Below are 17,321 nucleotides of genomic sequence, written 5' to 3'. Positions count from 1 at the left end.
AGCTTCCCTTGGTTGCTGTGGCAAAAGCGATCAGGTTGCCGTCGATATCCGCGGCAATGAAAACACAGGCATGGCCTTCCCGTTGAAATGACCGGGGCGACGCCTATTTGCCGGTGAAGGACCAGGCCGCCCTGCGGTTGACTTGGCCAAAACCTTCCGATTTACACCGGACCAGCAAACTCCCGACAGCGCGGACCATTTTCCCATGCTTGAAAAGAACTACGACGCCAAGACCGTCGAGCCGAAGATCGCCAAAATCTGGGAAGAGGCGGACGCCTTCCGCGCCGGCGCCGGGGCAGAGGAGGGGGCCGAGGCCTTCACCATCGTCATCCCGCCGCCCAACGTCACCGGCTCGCTGCATATGGGCCATGCGCTCAACAACACGCTGCAGGACATCCTGGTGCGCTTCGAGCGCATGCGCGGCAAGAATGTGCTGTGGCAGCCCGGCATGGACCATGCCGGCATCGCCACGCAGATGGTGGTCGAACGCCAGCTGATGGAAAAACAGATCCATCGCCGCGACCTCACCCGCGAACAATTCATCGAGAAGGTCTGGGAGTGGAAGGCCGAATCCGGCGGCGCCATCTTCAACCAGTTGAAGCGGCTCGGCGCCTCGGCCGACTGGTCGCGCGAGCGCTTCACCATGGATGAAGGCCTGTCCAAGGCCGTGCTCGAAGTCTTCGTCAGCCTGTACAAGGAGGGGCTGATCTACAAGGACAAGCGCCTTGTAAACTGGGACCCGAAGTTGTTGACGGCGATCTCCGACCTCGAGGTCGAGCCGCAGGAGGTCAACGGCAATCTGTGGCACTTCCGCTACCCGATCGAGGGCAAGGCGTTCGATCCGGAAAATCCGAGAACCTTCATCACCGTGGCGACGACCCGCCCGGAGACGATGCTGGGCGATACGGCGGTCGCCGTGCACCCGGACGACGAGCGCTACCGGCATCTGGTCGGCAAGAATGTCGTCCTGCCGATCGTCGGCCGGAAGATCCCTGTTGTGGCTGACGAGTATTCCGATCCGGAAAAAGGCTCCGGCGCGGTCAAGATCACGCCGGCGCACGACTTCAACGATTTCGAGGTCGGCAAGCGCCACAAGCTGCCGGCCATCAACATCCTGACCATCGAGGCAGCCATCAAACTGAAGGACAACGAGGACTTCCTCGCCGGCCTTGAGATCACGCCGGAGCGCCAGGCCGTCTGGGACGAACTCGACGGTCTCGACCGTTTCGTCGCGCGCAAGAAGATTGTGGAGCTGATGGAGGCTGGCGGCTTCCTCGAAAAGGTGGAGCCGCACCGTCATGCCGTGCCGCATGGCGACCGCGGCGGCGTGCCGATCGAGCCGTTCCTGACCGAGCAGTGGTATGCCAATGCCGCCGAACTCGCCAAACCGGCAATCGCCTCGGTGCGCGAAGGCCGTACCAACTTCGTGCCGAAGAACTGGGAAAAGACCTATTTCGACTGGATGGAGAACATCCAGCCCTGGTGCATTTCGCGCCAGTTGTGGTGGGGCCACCAGATCCCGGCCTGGTACGGGCCTGACGGGCGGGTCTTTGTCGAGAAGACCGAGGAAGAGGCGCTGGCCGCTGCCATCGAATACTATCTGGCGCTGGAAGGGCCGTGGAAGGCTTGGGTCGAGGACAAGCTTGAGAATTTCAAGCCGGGCGAGATCCTGACCCGTGACGAGGATGTGCTCGACACCTGGTTCTCCTCGGCACTGTGGCCGTTCTCGACGCTGGGCTGGCCGGACCATACGCCGGAACTGAAGACCTACTACCAGACCGACGTGCTGGTGACCGGCTTCGACATCATCTTCTTCTGGGTCGCCCGGATGATGATGATGGGCCTGCACTTCATGCACGAGGAGCCGTTCCACACCGTCTATGTGCATGCGCTGGTGCGCGACAAGAACGGGCAGAAGATGTCGAAGTCGAAAGGCAACGTCATCGATCCGCTCGACCTCATCGACGAGTTTGGCGCCGACGCACTGCGCTTCACCCTGACGGTGATGGCGGCGCAGGGGCGCGATGTGAAGCTCGATCCGGCGCGCATCGCCGGCTATCGCAATTTCGGCACCAAGCTGTGGAACGCGACGCGCTTTGCCGAGATGAACGAGGTCGCGCGCAATGACGATTTCTGGTTGAACGAAGCCAAGCTGCCGGTCAACCGCTGGATCCTGACCGAGCTGACCAGGGCGTCGCACGCGATCACCGAGGGCATCACCAGCTACCGCTTCAACGAGGCGGCGGGCGCTGCCTACCGCTTTGTCTGGAACCTGTTCTGCGACTGGTATCTGGAACTTCTGAAGCCGGTGTTCATGGGCACCGACGAGGCGGCCAAGGCCGAAAGCCGGGCCTGCGTCGCCTTCGTGCTCGACGAGATCTACAAGCTCCTGCATCCGATGATGCCGTTCATGACCGAGGAATTGTGGGCGCAGACGGCAGGCGAGGGCAGGACGCGCGCAACGCTGCTTTGCCACGCCGCCTGGCCATCACCAGACTTCGAGGACGCGGATGCGGCCGCCGACATCAACTGGCTGGTCGATCTGGTCTCCGGCATACGCTCTGTGCGCTCGGAGATGAACGTGCCGCCGGCAGCGATCGCGCCGCTGGTGGTGGTCGGCGCCAGCGCCGAGACCCATCACAGGCTGGAACGCCATGCTTCGGCCATCAAGCGGCTGGCGCGGGTCGGCGACATCTCGCTGCCGGACGCAGCACCCAAGGGCTCGGCCCAGATCGTGCTCAACGAAGCAACGATCTGCCTGCCGCTCGGCAGCCTGATCGATCTCTCCGCCGAGGCGGCGCGGCTCCAGAAGGAACTGGCCAAGGTGACCGAGGAAATCGCCCGGTTGCACAAGAAGCTGTCTAACGAACGATTCGTCGCAAGCGCGCCGGAAGAGATCGTTGCAGCCGAGCGCGAAAAACTCGACGAATACCGCGATCAGCAAGAGAAGCTTTCGGTGGCGTTGACCAGGGTGCGCGACGCCGGTTGAACACCGGATTCGCGAGGCGCCGACAAGCGCGTCGCGACTGCTCTTTTGCCCGAAAAATAGGCATTCCGTTGCGTTAATATTGACGTAAACGGAAAGTTTCAGCCCCATTGTTGCCATAATGTAACAATCGGGCGCAATGCCGGCAAAACAGCCGGATTTCGTGCCGTTTTAAGCGTTTCTTTCTGATTTTTTTCCTAATGTGCCTCCCAAATGGCTATTTTCGGACCTGCTGGCCAGGCCACCACTGTGTTCGAAATGCGGTCCGCAAGAGTGTACGTGTACGCTATGTGATTTCATTGTTGCACCGTTAACCTGAATTGGTTCTAGCTTGACGCACTAGTATTTCGGGGAGGACATCCATGAGCAATTTGCGTTTGAAAACACTGCTGGGGGCGGGGTGTTTTTCGCTGGGCTTGATCGGTTCCGCGCATGCCGGCGGCATCGAGCGCGGTGGCTACGACATCGACCTTCTGTTTGACCCAGCTCCGTTCGCCACGGAAGCCGAGGCGACTTATGTGATGCCACAGCGCAAGCTCAAGAACGCGGTCGATACCGATCCGAGTGACGGCAATCTTACATTCCTGGGCAGCACGGCGAAAGACAGCAAGAGCTACTGGGTGCCGCGCATCGGCGTCAAGGCCGAGGTCGTCAAGGGCGTCGACTGCATGTTCGACTATTCCCAGCCGTGGGGCGCGCACACAAATCCGGGTCTGTGGGCCGGTGCCGAGTCCAACATGGAAACCGACATCAAGAGCAACAACTACGCCGGCACTTGTTCTTACAAGATGGATGCCGGCAAAGGCCAGGTTCGCTTCATCGGCGGCGTCTATTACCAGGAAGTCTATGGCTTCAAGGAAGACCTGGTGTCGCCGCTGGTGCCGGGTTTCCAGGGAACCGGCCGTGTTGATCTCAAGGGCACGGGCTGGGGCTGGCGCGCCGGCCTTGCCTATGAAATCCCAGAAATCGCGCTGCGCGCCAGCCTCGTCTACAATTCGCGGGTCAAGCTCGACAACATCTCGGGCTCGCTGGACTTGACGCATGTTGGCCTTGTCGTGCTGCCGATCTATGGTGCGACGCAGTACATGCCGGATACGGTCGAATTGAAGTTGCAGTCAGGCATTGCGCCCGGCTGGCTCGCCTTCGGTTCGCTCAAGTGGGTCAACTGGAGCCTGCTGCAGAGTGTTCCGATTTGCGTCGTAGGTACTCCCGCTGCGGCATGCGTTACGGGTGATGCTCTGCATTCAGGCCAGATTACCTCGCTGGACCTGATGTATCGCGACGGCTGGACGGTTACGGGCGGCATCGGCCACAAGTTCAACGATGAGTGGAGCGCGGCCGGCCAGCTTTCCTGGGATCGTGGCACATCACACGGCTACGGCTCGCAGACCGACACCTGGACGTTGGGCGGCGGCGTCGCCTACACGCCTTCGCCCAATATCGAAGTGCGTCTGGCCGGCGCGGTCGGCGTCCTGACCAGCGGCCATTCAGGGGTCGTGAATGGCGAAAACGGTTACCAAGCCGGCACCGACGTCAGCTATGATTTCGGCAACGATCTGGTCACGGCCATTTCTGGCGGCGTCAAGATCAAGTTCTAAGCCTCTGAAAATTCACACAAAAGGCCGGGCACTTGCCCGGCCTTTTTCGTTTGAGGCACGGTGTCGAGCCGTGCCGCCACGCGCCGGCGTTGCAAATCCGTCTCATCACTTTCGCCTCTCGCGATTGTGACGTTTTGGCAACAGTTCCCGGCCAACCCCCGCGCTGCGGCCCCGCCCGACCAAATTGCCCATTTCCCGCCATAAACCCGGCGCACCTCGAATTTGTCTCGGGACACGCGCCAGAAGGCTCGGCGATGGGGCAGGCCGCACCGCCCGCGGCAAGGAAGAGTATGGACGCCAAAGTTATTTCCAAGGCCAAGCTCCCGAGCCGCCATGTGACCGTCGGTCCGGCGCGTGCGCCGCACCGTTCGTATCTCTATGCCATGGGCCTGTCGGCGGCCGAGATCGCGCAGCCGCTGGTCGGCGTCGCCTCCTGCTGGAACGAAGCCGCACCTTGCAACATCTCGCTGATGCGCCAGGCGCAAGTGGTCAAGAAGGGTGTGGCCGCCGCCAACGGCACGCCGCGCGAATTCTGCACCATCACCGTCACCGACGGCATCGCAATGGGCCACCAGGGCATGAAGTCGTCGTTGGTGTCACGCGATGTGATCGCCGATTCCGTCGAACTCACCATGCGCGGCCATTGCTACGATGCGCTGGTCGGCCTTGCCGGCTGCGACAAGTCGCTGCCCGGCATGATGATGGCCATGGTGCGGCTCAACGTGCCGTCGATCTTCATCTATGGCGGCTCGATCCTGCCCGGCAGCTATCGCGGTCGGCAGATCACCGTGCAGGATGTGTTCGAGGCGGTCGGCCAGCATTCGGTCGGCACGGTCAGCGATGCCGAGCTGCTCGAGATCGAGCAGGCCGCCTGTCCGTCAGCCGGCTCCTGCGGCGCCCAGTTCACCGCCAACACCATGGCCACCGTCGCCGAGGCGATCGGCCTGGCGCTGCCCTATTCCTGCGGCGCGCCGGCACCTTACGAGATGCGCGACCGCTTCAACTTCGCCTCCGGCGAAAAGATCATGGAGCTGATCGCCAAAAACATCCGGCCGCGCGACATCATCACGCTGAAGGCACTGGAGAATGCGGCGACGGTGGTGTCGGCCACCGGCGGCTCGACCAATGCGGCTTTACACCTGCCGGCGATCGCGCATGAGGCCGGAATCAAGTTCGACCTGTTCGACGTCGCCGCGATTTTCGAAAAGACCCCCTACATCGCCGATCTCAAGCCGGGCGGCAAATATGTCGCCAAGGACATGTTCGAGGCCGGCGGCATTCCGCTGCTGATGAAGACGCTGCTCGACCACGGCTATCTGCATGGCGACTGCCTGACCGTGACTGGCCGTACTTTGGCCGAAAACATGGAGCATGTTGCCTGGAATGATAGCCAGGATGTGGTCCGTCCCGCCAACCGACCAATCACCCAAACCGGCGGTGTCGTGGGCTTGAAGGGCAACCTTGCCCCCGAAGGCGCGATCGTGAAGGTCGCGGGCATGACGGAGCTGAAATTCTCTGGCCCGGCACGCTGTTTCGATTCGGAAGAGGAATGTTTCGAGGCGGTCACGCACCGCAACTATAGGGAAGGCGAGGTTCTCGTCATCCGCTACGAAGGTCCGCGCGGCGGTCCGGGCATGCGCGAGATGCTGTCGACGACGGCGGCGCTCTACGGCCAGGGCATGGGCGGCAAGGTCGCCCTTATCACCGACGGCCGTTTTTCGGGCGCGACGCGCGGGTTCTGCATCGGCCATGTCGGGCCTGAAGCTGCCGTCGGCGGACCGATCGGACTGCTGAAGGACGGCGATGTGATCTCGATCGATGCAACCAAAGGCACGATCGAGGTCGACCTGTCCGAGGCTGAACTGGCAACGAGGGCAAAGACTTGGAAGGCGCGCACGACCGACTATCAATCGGGCGCGATCTGGAAATACGCACAGACAGTAGGGCCTGCCCGCGACGGCGCGGTCACCCATCCCGGCGGTGCCAAAGAAACACATTGCTATGCGGATATCTGAGTTGTTGAGGTCGTCTGTCCTTCCGGCACTGGTCGCTGTTGCGATCTTTGGCGCCGTGGGCCAGGCCATGGCCTTCGACGACAAGGTGTTCGACGACAAGACCGGCGTAAAGCCGCAATCGAGCCCGTGGGCCGTGTTCCAGTTCGGCTTCTCCGCTTACAAGAGCGGCCACAAGGAACAGGCGGTCGAGGCCTATAAATACGCCGCCGAAAACGGCCAGATCGGCGCCACCTGGAAGCTCGCGCGCATGTATGCCGAAGGCGACGGCGTGACCCGCGACGACTATGCGGCCTTCAAATTCTTCTCCGAGATCGTCGATCAGGATGTCGAGCCGGGGTCGCCGGAGGAAAGCTATGTCTCCGACGCGCTGGTGGCGCTGGGCGACTACCTCAGGACAGGCATTCCAGGCAGCCCGGTCGAGGAAAACGAGGTCGCGGCGCAGGAATATTACATGCGCGCAGCTGCCAATTACCGCAATCCGAACGCCCAGTTCGAGATGGGCCAGATGTTCCTGAAGGGCGAGGGCGGCGTGAAGGCCAGCGTCAAGCAGGCCGGCCGCTGGTTCCAGCTCGCCGCCGAAAAAGGCCATGCCGGCGCCCAGGCGACACTCGGCAATCTCTTGTTCCAGAGCGGCAAGATCGTGCGCGGGCTGGCGATGATGACGGCCGCGCTCGAACGCGCCTCGCCGGCCGATCAGCCATGGATCCGGGGCATGCAGGAAGAAGCGTTTGCCGCCGCCGGCGAAGCCGACCGCCGCACTGCCATTTCGCTGGCCGACGATATTCTCACCAAGGGCGGCGGCGACCAGTAAGGGTCGTGCGCTGATCTTCCCCCTCGTGGGGGAGATGGCCGGCAGGCCAGAGGAGGGCGCGAAGGATCGCGACCTCTCGTCCAACCTACAAAATGTTGAGACCTACAGCTGGAATCTGCGGCATCTCCCCCGAGGGGGAGATCAGCTCTCGACCAAATCAGTTCGCGATCGGTTCCGTCGGCACCGCGTTGTGCGCCGGCATCGAGATTGGCGTGACCTTCAGGTGAGGCTTCATCGTGTTGTCGGGGCAGGTGTCGCCGATCTTCGTCCATGAGGTGTTGTTGAGCACGAGGTCGCAGCGGGCCATGTGGCTCTGATCGGAAACCGTCAGGCAAGCGACCTGGCCGACCTGGTACGACTTGCCATTGGCCAGGCACTGCTGGTCGGCGAAGGCCGCTGCGGGTGCAGCCATGGCAAATACCAGGCCGATCGGACAAAGAAGGAATCGTATGGTCATGGAACCCCAGCCGCCATGCTGATTTCCGAATGAAGAGCGCGATTGTGGCGATATCAGGGTTCGGCAGCTATCAGGCCGGCAGCAAGGCCAGATCGATCGCCACTGGCACGTGATCGGAAGGTTTTTCCCAGGCGCGCACGTGCTTTTCGATCGAAGCCGAGGAAAAGCGGTTGGCGGCTTCGGGCGACAACAGCAGATGGTCGATGCGAATCCCGTTGTTCTTCTGCCAGGCGCCGGCCTGGTAATCCCAGAAGGTGTAGACGTCGGCAGCGTCGGTGACGGCGCGCACCGCCTCGGTGAAGCCGAGATTCTTCAGCCGCCGGAAGGCCTGCCGGGTCTGCGGCTGGAACAGCGCATCGCCAAGCCAGTTCTCGGGGAAGCGCGCGTCGATCGGCTCGGGGATGACATTGTAGTCGCCGGCGAGCACCAGCGCCTCTTCCAGAAGCAGGCGCTGCTCGGCCCAGCGATGCAGCCGCTCCATCCAGGACAGCTTGTAGGGGAACTTCTTGTCGTCATCGATCGGATTGCCGTTGGGCAGATAGAGCGAGGCGACGCGCAACGCACCCTGATCGGTCGAGAACACGCCCTCGATGAAGCGCGCCTGCTCATCCGTGTCGTCGCCCGGCAGGCCTCGGATAACCTCATCAAAGGGCAGCTTCGACAGCAAGGCGACGCCGTTGAAACCCTTCTGGCCATGGGTTTCGACATTGTAGCCCAGGGCCTCGATCTCGGCGCGCGGGAACTGTTCGTCGACCGTCTTGATCTCCTGCAGGCAGACGATGTCGGGCTGGCTTTCGGTCAGCCAATGGGTGAGGTTGCCGATGCGGGCGCGAACGCCGTTGATGTTCCAGGTGACGATTTTCATGGGCGGCCTCAGGGATGTTCGGGCGGGAGACGTTCGACAAGCCCGATCGTATTGCCTGCCGGGTCCTTTAGAAAGGCCATCCACTCGCTTTCCCCCGCTGGACCGAACGTGCCTTCGCTGTCGCGATGAACAAGCGCTGGCGGTGCGGTGAAGGGAACGCCTTCGGCTTTCGCCTCGGCATGGAAGGCTTCGAGCCCAGCTATGTCGAGATAGACGGTGCCGGCCGGCACGCCGTCGGTGAACAGCAGCCTGATATCGCCGGCCATGATGAAGGCCATGCCGGGCGGATCGTAGCGGGCGTGAACACCCAGGCCGAGCACGTCGCGCCAGAAGGCCAGCGTGACATCCAGATCGCGCCCGGCCGACAGCGCGACCTGACGGACCGCGCCGATCGCAGGCATCTGATTAAATGGAGAAACTGGTGCCGCAGCCGCAGGAGGCGACTGCATTCGGGTTGCGGATCTGGAACGACTGACCCATCAGATCATCGACGAAGTCGATCACCGAGCCACCCATATAGACCAGCGAGAGGTCGTCGATCAGCACGGTGGCACCGTCCTTTTCGATGGCGACGTCGTCGTCGTTGCGGGTATCGACCAGGTCGAACTTGTAGGAAAAGCCGGAGCAACCGCCGCCTTCGACGGAGACGCGCAGCGCCGTCTTGCCGGCTTCGCCAGACACGATTTTCGCGATCCGCCTGGCAGCGGAGTCGGTCATCTCGACTTTCATGGCAGTCTTGGCATCAGCGCCCATGGGCGTCACCTTGCTTTCGGTTTCACATGATAGGTATGAAGCGGGAAGGGGCAAGTCAACTGCGGCGGCATCAGCCCATGACAAATGAGCTTGGCGACATCGGCTTCGGCTATCGGCCGCGCGCGGCCTATGCCAGTGATCCCGCCGAGTCGCGTGGGCGGCTCTATGACGAGGTCGAAAGCCCGACCCGCACGCCGTTCCAGCGCGACCGCGACCGTATCATCCATTCCACCGCCTTCCGCCGGCTGAAGCACAAGACGCAGGTGTTCGTCGCCCATGAGGGCGACCATTACCGCACCCGGCTGACACATTCGATCGAGGTGGCGCAGATCGCGCGGGCTCTGGCGCGGGCGCTGCGCGGCGACGAGGATCTGGCCGAGGCGGTCGCTCTGGTCCACGATTTCGGCCACACGCCGTTCGGTCATACCGGCGAGGACGCGCTGAACGAGCGGATGGCCGCATGGGGCGGCTTCGATCATAATGCGCAGTCGCTGCGCGTGGTGACGCGGCTGGAGCGGCGCTACGCCGAGTTCGACGGGCTGAACCTGACGTGGGAGACGCTGGAAGGCCTGGTCAAGCACAATGGCCCACTGACCGACGCCAAGGGAAAAGGCCTTAAGGGTCCGGTGCCGCAGGCGATCCGCGACTATTCCGAACTGCACGACCTCGAACTCGACCGTTTTGCCGGGATCGAAGCGCAATGCGCGGCGATCGCCGACGACATCGCCTACAACACCCACGACATAGATGACGGCCTGCGCTCCGGCTTCCTGACGCTGGACATGCTGGAGACGGTTGCGCTGCCGGGATCGATCCTCGAAAGCGTGCGCGCACGCTATCCCGGCCTCGACGACGTGCGCACCGGCCATGAACTGATGCGCCGGCAGATCACCATGATGGTCGAGGATGCCATCGTTTCGACCACCGCCAACCTGGAGCGCATCAAGCCCGACAGTGCCGAAGCGGTGCGGGCGGCGGGCGAGACGATGGTGACGTTTTCCGCCGGGATGGCGGCGACCGAGAAGGAATTGAAGGCGTTTCTCTACAAGCACCTCTACCGGCACGATGAGGTGATGCGCGTGCGTGGCGACGCCGAGCAGATCGTGCGCGACCTGTTCGATGTCTATTTCGCCGATCCGCGCGCCATGCCGGACGGCTGGCGCGAAGGGCTCGATCGGGCCGAGGATCGCATCAAGGCGCGCAGCGTCGCCGATTTCCTGGCGGGGATGACGGACACCTACGCCTTGAAGGAACACCGCCGTCTGTTTGACCATACGCCCGATTTAAGCTAGGGCGGGCGCGATTTGCCGGCCAATGAGCCGGTTCTCCTGCACAGTCCGCCAGAGCAAGACCCATGAACATCTTCGCCGATTTCAGCGCGCGAATCACAAAAGCCGTCGAAGCGCTTGATTTGAAAGACAGTAATGGCGTTTCGCCCGACCTGTCGCGCATCGCCGTGGAGCCGCCGCGCGACGCCAGCCATGGCGATCTCGCCACCAATGCGGCGATGGTGCTGGCCAAGCCGACCGGGCAGAACCCGCGCGCGCTGGCCGAACGGCTGGTGGAAGTGCTGCGCGCTGACGCCGATGTCGCCGCGGCCGACGTCGCCGGCCCGGGCTTCGTCAATCTCAGGCTCAAGGACGCCTTCTGGCAGACGCATCTGACCGCTCTGCTCGGGCGGGGCCGCAACTATGGCCGCTCGACCATTGGCGGCGGCAAGAAGACCAATGTCGAATATGTGTCGGCCAACCCGACCGGACCGATGCATGTCGGCCATTGCCGGGGTGCGGTGGTCGGCGACACGCTGGCCAATCTGATGGGCTTCGCCGGCTATGACGTGACCAAGGAATACATCATCAACGACGCCGGCGGTCAGATCGACGTGCTCGGCCGCTCGGTCATATTGCGGTATCAGGAGGCGCTCGGCGACGAGATCGGCGAAATTCCGCCTGGCCTTTATCCCGGCGACTATTTGGTCCCTCTTGGCCAGGCGCTGGCGAAAGAGTTCGGTCGCAGCCTGCTGCAAATGCCGGATGACGAGGCGCTGGCCATCGTCAAGGACCGCGCCATAGATGCGATGATGGTGATGATCCGCGAGGATCTGGCGCTGCTCAACGTGCATCACGACGTGTTCTTCTCCGAGCGCACGCTGCATGCCGACAACGCCAAGAAGATCCGCTCGGCGATCAACGATCTGACGCTGAAGGGCCACATCTACAAGGGCAAGCTGCCGCCGCCCAAGGGCGAAAAGCCGGACGACTGGGAAGACCGCGAGCAGACGCTGTTCCGCTCGACCGCGGTTGGCGACGACATGGACCGGGCGCTGGTCAAGTCCGACGGCTCGTTCACCTATTTCGCCGCCGATGTCGCCTATCTCAAGGACAAGGTCGACCGCGGCTTTGTCGACCTGATCTACGTGCTGGGCGCCGACCATGGCGGTTACGTCAAGCGGTTGGAAGCGCTGGCGCGGGCGATTGCCGGCGACGACGTGAAGCTCACGGTCCTGCTTAGCAATCTGGTCAAGCTGTTTCGCGACGGCGAGCCGGTCCGGATGGGAAAAAGGGCTGGGAATTTCATCACGGCGCGGGAAGTCATTGAAGAGGTCGGCCGTGACGCGGTGCGCTTCATGATGCTGTTCCGCAAGAATGACGCGCCGCTCGACTTCGACTTCGCCAAGGTGACCGAGCAGTCGAAGGACAATCCGGTGTTCTACGTGCAGTACGCCTCGGCGCGCTGCCATTCGGTGTTCCGGCAAGCGAGCGAGCAGTTGGGCGAAGCCAATTTCGACCGCAAAAGCCTGGCGGCCGCCTCGGCGTCGCTGACCGATGAGGGCGAGATCGGCCTGATCCGGAAGCTGGCTGAATATCCCCGGCTGATCGAATCCGCAGCCCTTGCGCTGGAGCCGCATCGGCTGGCATTCTACCTCTACGACTTGGCCTCCAGCTTTCATGGCCACTGGAATCGGGGCACCGATAATCCCGACTTACGTTTTGTTAAGGTTAACGACCGACAATTGACACATGCCAGACTAGGGCTGGTGCAGGCTGTTTCGGATGTTTTGACCTCCGGCCTGACGCTGATTGGGGCTGATGCGCCCACCGAAATGCGTTAGGTTTGACTAAAAAACCTGTCACCATTTGCCCACATTGCGCTGGTAAGGGCCAACCCTGCGCGACGTCCATGGCGTCCGAATGAGTGCGAGTTCGGGAACAATAATGGCAGACAGAACCCAGCTGAGAGCAGCCGACAACAACGACATCGCCGAGGATGATCCGTTCGCGGAACTGACCAGGATCATGGGTTTCGATCCACGCCAGCCGGTCAAACCAAAGGCGCCGGTCGTCCAGAAGGTTGCGGACGAGGGCGATTTCGACATCGACCTCGAGAAGGAGTTGATGGGCGAACTCGGCGACGACCTCGTCTCCATGGAGGTTAGCCAGCCAACTCCCGAGGTTCACCGACCTGCCGCCGCGAGTCGCGAGCCGGCTTTCGAAACCGCCGATGCCGCGATGGACGATGCGCTTGCCGCTTCGCTGGACCATGATTTCGTGTTCGACGACGCCGCCGATCATGATTTTGGTGCTCGCCCGCAGGCCGTGGCGCCAGCCGCCGAGCCTTCGTTTGCCGAGCCTGCATTCGACGAACCTGCAGTCGATGACGATTTCGACATGGCTGTCGCCAGCTCGCTGGAAAAGGTGTCGCCGCTCGAAGACGACCTGCCGATGGACGATGAGCTTGCCGCCTCGCTCGAGCAGGGATTGCTGCTCGATGACGGTGCGACCGATGACGTCGCCCATAGCGCTGGTGTCGCCGAGGTTGCTGCCGCGCCTGCTGACGATGTCGCATTCGACGATGATTTCGACAATGCCGTCTCGCTGTCGCTGGAAGACGAGCTGACGCTGGTCAGAAATGTGCCGGCGCAGGACCAGTATGCCGCTCCGGCAACCGAGGTCGTCGATGCCGGCGACCACGCTGTTGCCGATGAGGATTTTTCCGGCCATTTCGACGACGCGATGGCCGATGTCGACATGGATTTCGCTGCCCGGGATTTCGCTGGCCAGGATTTCGAGCCTCAGGCTTTCGAAGCTCAGCCTGTTGAAGCCGAGGCTCCGGAAGGGCGCGATCTGGATGTCAGCGATCTGGAGGCCAGCGCCCCGGTTGAGATGGATGCGCCGGAAGTCGACGAGACGCCGGCGTGGACTGCGGAGGCAAGCCCCTCTCATGAGGCCGCGCACGAAGCGTTCGACGATTTCGACCTGAGCATCGACGACGCGGTTGCCGACCATGAGCCGGCTGCCGAGGTCGCCGCCGCCCCGGTCCAGCCAGCCCCAATCGCACCCGCTTATGTAGCGCCCGCTGTTGTGGCGCCCACCGTTGTGGCGACCCCGGCCGCGCCGGCTGCTGACGAACGGACTTTGGAAGATGAACTCAACGCGCTGCTTGGCGCGATGACCACACCACGGCCGGCGCCAGTCATCGAGCCCACACGGGCCTATGAGCCTGTCGTCCCGGTGCAGCGGTCCGCCGCGGCGCCGGCGGCTCCTGCCGACAATCTCGACTGGGACCTGGACGAACACGCGCCTGGGCAGGCTCCTCAAGCCGCCGCGGCCCAGAAGGATGCCGATTTCGACGATCTGCTTGCCGGTGAACTCGAGGGCCATGAGCCTGAGATCGAGTTCGACGATCATGCCTTCGACGGGGCCTTGGCCAAAGGCATCGATCTCGGTGATGACGACACAGCCGCACCGGTCGCTGGCGATTGGCGCTCGACGCCGCCGGAGCCGGCGCGTTCGTGGAGCCGCGTGACCCCGACCCCTGCCCAGCCTTCCGTTGCTGCGCAGCCGCAACCTTCTTTTGCAGAAAAGCCTTCCATGCCTGCGGCAGCCGCGCCAACCTATCGCGACCAGCCGGTCGCGGCGGCCGCCTATGCGGCGCCGGCGCCGACGCGCCAAGCGCCGCCTCAGGCTTATGACGAGATGCCGGATGTCGAGACGGTCGATGTACCGGAGCGCGTGGTGGCGATCGCCGACGACCTCGATATTCCCGAGCTCAGCTTCCAGGAAGACGAGCCGGCGGCTTATGACGATATCGACGCCGAATTCGCCGACCTGCTCACCGACATGAACGCAGTGGAAGTGCCGCCGCCGCCTGCGGCCACGCGCAGCGCCGCCTATGACGACGATTCCTACAGCTCCGGCTTCAGTTCGGGCCATGAGCTCGACCAGCGCGCCTATGCGGCGCAGCCGGCCGATGCGCCTGCAGCCGCAGCGCAAACTGCCTATGCAGCCGGTGGCTTCGACATGGGCGATTTGCCCGGCAGTCAGCCGGTTTCGCAGGCCGACGATTTCTCTGTCGACGAACTCGACTACGATCCGGACCTGGACGAGGCGATGGCGGTGCCGGGCCTTGCCGAACAGGAAGCCGCAAAGCCGCGCCGGAGCGGCCTGTTTATCGCCGCGGTCGTCGGCGCGGTGGCTGTTATCGGTGGCTTCGGTGCCTTTGCCCTGTCCTTTGGCGGCAAGGGCGGCAGCGACGCCCCGGTGATCGTCAAGGCCGACAACACCCCGATCAAGGTCAAGCCGGAAAATCCGGGCGGCGCTGTCGTGCCGAACCAGGACAACAAGGTTTATGACGCGGTCGCCAAGGGCACCAAGCCGGCCGAGCCGGTGCAGGAGAAGCTGGTCACATCAACCGAAGAGCCGGTCGATGTGAAGGCAAAGGAGCCGGAAAGCCGCGTTGTCGATCTGTCGCCCGACGAGACCGACGCTGCCCCGGGCACCGATGCCGCCGGAAACCCCGACGCTGCCGGCAATCCCGATGCGGCTGCAGCACCCGCGCCCAAATCCGAGGACCGCATCGCGCAGGTTCTGCAGGAAGCCGACAAGAACCCCGATACGGTCGCCGTTGCCCCGCGCAAGGTGCGGACCATGGTGGTCAAGCCTGACGGCTCGCTGGTGGCACGCGAGGATCCGGCGCCGGCCGCGCCGCAAATTGCAGCTGCCGAGCCGACCGATCCGGCGCCGCAGCACGTCGCCCCTCCAGCCGATGCCGAGCAGACCGGCACCGTGGCGCCCGCCACCGATCAGGCAAACAGCGACCAGGCAACTGCCGAGACCGTCAAGCCGGTCAAGCCGGTGAAGCCGGCGGCCGCGCCGAAGGTTGAGACCCAGTCCGCCAACACGCCGGAGACGGTTGCCGTGGCGCCGCAGCGCCCGTCCGACCAGCCGGTCGACGTGGTCGGCGAGGTCAAGCCAGACCAGGTTGCCTCCATTCCGGCGACGGCTTCGACATCTGGCGGCGGTTCGTGGTCGATGCAGATTGCTTCGCAGCCAACGGTCGAAAGCGCCCAGGCCAACTATGCCGACCTGCAGCGCCGCTACGGCAATGTTCTGGCAGGCCGCACCGCCAACATCGTCAAGGCGGAGATCGCCGGCAAGGGCACCTTCTACCGCGTCCGCGTCCCGGCGCAGTCGCGCAACGATGCGATCAATCTGTGCACCAGCTACAAGGCAGCCGGCGGCAACTGCTTCGTCTCGCGCTAAAAAGAGAGCTAAAGTTCAAAGCCGGCGCGATCTCAGGATCGCGCCGGCTTTTTCATGTGGATGAACAAGGGCTTCAGGCGCTTGCCGTCGGGGGTGATTCCCTTTGACGGCGCGAAGCCCTAAACTCTTGGGATGACCGAATCAAAATCCATGATCCTCGGCTGTGCCGGGAAATCGCTCACTCGCGAAGAAATCCGTTTCTATCGCAATGAATGCCCGTGGGGCTTCATCCTGTTTGCGCGCAACATCGGCGAGACCGAGCAGATCCGCGATCTGGTCGCCGAAATGCGCGACTGCATCGGGCGCCCCGATGCGCTGGTGTTCATCGACCAGGAAGGTGGAAGGGTGCAGCGCCTGCGGCCGCCGCTGGCACCGAACTATCCGGCCGGCGGTGCGCTCGGCGCATTGTGGCGCAAGGACCATGATGCCGGCACGCGCGCCGCCTGGCTGATGGCGCGGCTGCATGCTTTCGACCTGTTGCGCTACGGCATCTCGGCCGATTGCCTGCCGGTGCTGGACGTCCCAATCGAGGGTGCCAGCGACGTCATCGGCGCGCGCGCCTACGGCAAGGAGCCACGCCCGGTCATTGAGCTTGGCCGCGCGGCGGCGGAAGGGCTGATGTCGGGCGGCGTGCTGCCGGTCATGAAGCACATTCCGGGCCATGGGCGCGCCTTTGCCGACACGCATTTCGAACTGCCTGTGGTCGATGCCTCGCTGAGCGACCTGCAGCGGCATGATTTCGCCCCGTTCCGGGAGCTTAGCCATCTGCCGATGGCGATGACGGCGCATGTCGTCTACAGCGCCATCGATCCGAACAATCCGGCGACGACGTCGGGCAAGGTGATCGACGAGATCATCCGCCGCGAGATCGGCTTCGACGGGCTGTTGATGAGCGACGACACCTCGATGAAGGCACTTTCTGGGGATTTCCCGACAAAGGCGGCCTCGATCCTTGCGGCGGGCTGCGATCTGGTCCTTCACTGCAATGGCGTTTTCGAGGAGATGGCGGGCATCGCATCGCGAACCACAGGACTTGAAGGGACGTCGCTGGAACGCGCCAAGCGGGCGCTGACCTATATAAGGGATCGTGACCGGGCCGACGAAACCGAGATACGCGCCGAGTTTGCCACCTATTTCGATGCGGTGGCCTAGAGCCGGATGATTTCAGGTCTGTTCGACCTGAAATCTGAATCCGTCTCTAAATCAGATAGAGATCATGATGTCGTCCGGAAACCGCTTCATACTTTTCGGCATCATGCTCTAACCAAAAGGAAGCAGGGCTAAGTGGCGGAAA

12 protein-coding genes are annotated in these 17,321 nt (G+C 63.1%); 8 read left to right on the top strand and 4 right to left on the bottom strand.

The window, feature by feature from the left end; translation table 11 throughout:
• Positions 1-205: 205 nt before the first annotated feature.
• The 4 genes from AC1D1N_RS06960 (at position 206) to AC1D1N_RS06945 (ending at position 7,410) form a co-directional block, all read left to right on the top strand.
• Positions 206-2,989, top strand: coding sequence for a valine--tRNA ligase (locus AC1D1N_RS06960; RefSeq protein ID WP_477347463.1), 2,784 nt, complete (start codon positions 206-208; stop codon positions 2,987-2,989).
• A gap of 359 nt (positions 2,990-3,348) precedes the next feature.
• On the top strand, positions 3,349-4,584 hold the full coding sequence (locus AC1D1N_RS06955; protein ID WP_477347461.1) for an outer membrane protein transport protein: 1,236 nt from the start codon (positions 3,349-3,351) through the stop codon (positions 4,582-4,584).
• A 290-nt stretch (positions 4,585-4,874) separates the two neighbouring features.
• Entirely contained in the window at positions 4,875-6,599 is a 1,725-nt protein-coding gene (gene ilvD / locus AC1D1N_RS06950; RefSeq protein ID WP_477347459.1) for a dihydroxy-acid dehydratase, read from the top strand.
• On the top strand, positions 6,586-7,410 hold the full coding sequence (locus AC1D1N_RS06945) for a tetratricopeptide repeat protein (RefSeq protein WP_112564806.1): 825 nt from the start codon (positions 6,586-6,588) through the stop codon (positions 7,408-7,410). The genes ilvD and AC1D1N_RS06945 overlap by 14 nt, the downstream gene beginning before the upstream one ends.
• Before the next feature lie 157 nt (positions 7,411-7,567).
• On the opposite strand, the gene AC1D1N_RS06940 is transcribed toward AC1D1N_RS06945, so the two are convergent.
• From AC1D1N_RS06940 to erpA, 4 genes are all read right to left on the bottom strand, one after another.
• Positions 7,568-7,822, bottom strand: coding sequence for a hypothetical protein (locus AC1D1N_RS06940; RefSeq protein ID WP_352588200.1), 255 nt, complete (start codon positions 7,820-7,822; stop codon positions 7,568-7,570).
• A 115-nt stretch (positions 7,823-7,937) separates the two neighbouring features.
• A complete protein-coding gene (xth, locus tag AC1D1N_RS06935; protein ID WP_352588203.1) occupies positions 7,938-8,732 on the bottom strand; it encodes an exodeoxyribonuclease III in 795 nt (264 codons plus the stop codon).
• An 8-nt stretch (positions 8,733-8,740) separates the two neighbouring features.
• Positions 8,741-9,133: a VOC family protein gene (locus AC1D1N_RS06930; RefSeq protein ID WP_112564799.1), complete on the bottom strand. Its 393-nt coding sequence runs from the start codon at positions 9,131-9,133 to the stop codon at positions 8,741-8,743.
• A gap of 4 nt (positions 9,134-9,137) precedes the next feature.
• The gene (gene erpA, locus AC1D1N_RS06925) at positions 9,138-9,485 is read right to left on the bottom strand and encodes an iron-sulfur cluster insertion protein ErpA (protein WP_142865088.1); all 348 of its coding nucleotides are present in this window, start codon (positions 9,483-9,485) and stop codon (positions 9,138-9,140) included.
• Between the two features lie 77 nt (positions 9,486-9,562).
• On the opposite strand from erpA, the gene AC1D1N_RS06920 reads away from it, so the two are divergent.
• The 4 genes from AC1D1N_RS06920 to nagZ all read left to right on the top strand — a co-directional run bounded on the left by AC1D1N_RS06920 (position 9,563) and on the right by nagZ (position 17,179).
• Positions 9,563-10,777 (top strand): deoxyguanosinetriphosphate triphosphohydrolase, encoded by a 1,215-nt coding sequence (locus tag AC1D1N_RS06920; protein WP_477347456.1) that lies wholly within the window; start codon positions 9,563-9,565, stop codon positions 10,775-10,777.
• Between the two features lie 62 nt (positions 10,778-10,839).
• Positions 10,840-12,597, top strand: a complete 1,758-nt coding sequence (argS, locus tag AC1D1N_RS06915; RefSeq protein ID WP_477347454.1) for an arginine--tRNA ligase — start codon at positions 10,840-10,842, stop codon at positions 12,595-12,597.
• Positions 12,598-12,700: 103 nt separating this feature from the next.
• Positions 12,701-16,027, top strand: a complete 3,327-nt coding sequence (locus AC1D1N_RS06910) for an SPOR domain-containing protein (protein ID WP_477347452.1) — start codon at positions 12,701-12,703, stop codon at positions 16,025-16,027.
• A 132-nt stretch (positions 16,028-16,159) separates the two neighbouring features.
• Positions 16,160-17,179: a beta-N-acetylhexosaminidase gene (gene nagZ, locus AC1D1N_RS06905; protein ID WP_023681654.1), complete on the top strand. Its 1,020-nt coding sequence runs from the start codon at positions 16,160-16,162 to the stop codon at positions 17,177-17,179.
• Positions 17,180-17,321: the final 142 nt, after the last annotated feature.

It is taken from the genome of Mesorhizobium sp. P2_B5 (assembly GCF_056404775.1).
This window is presented reverse-complemented; position numbering and strand designations above follow the sequence as displayed.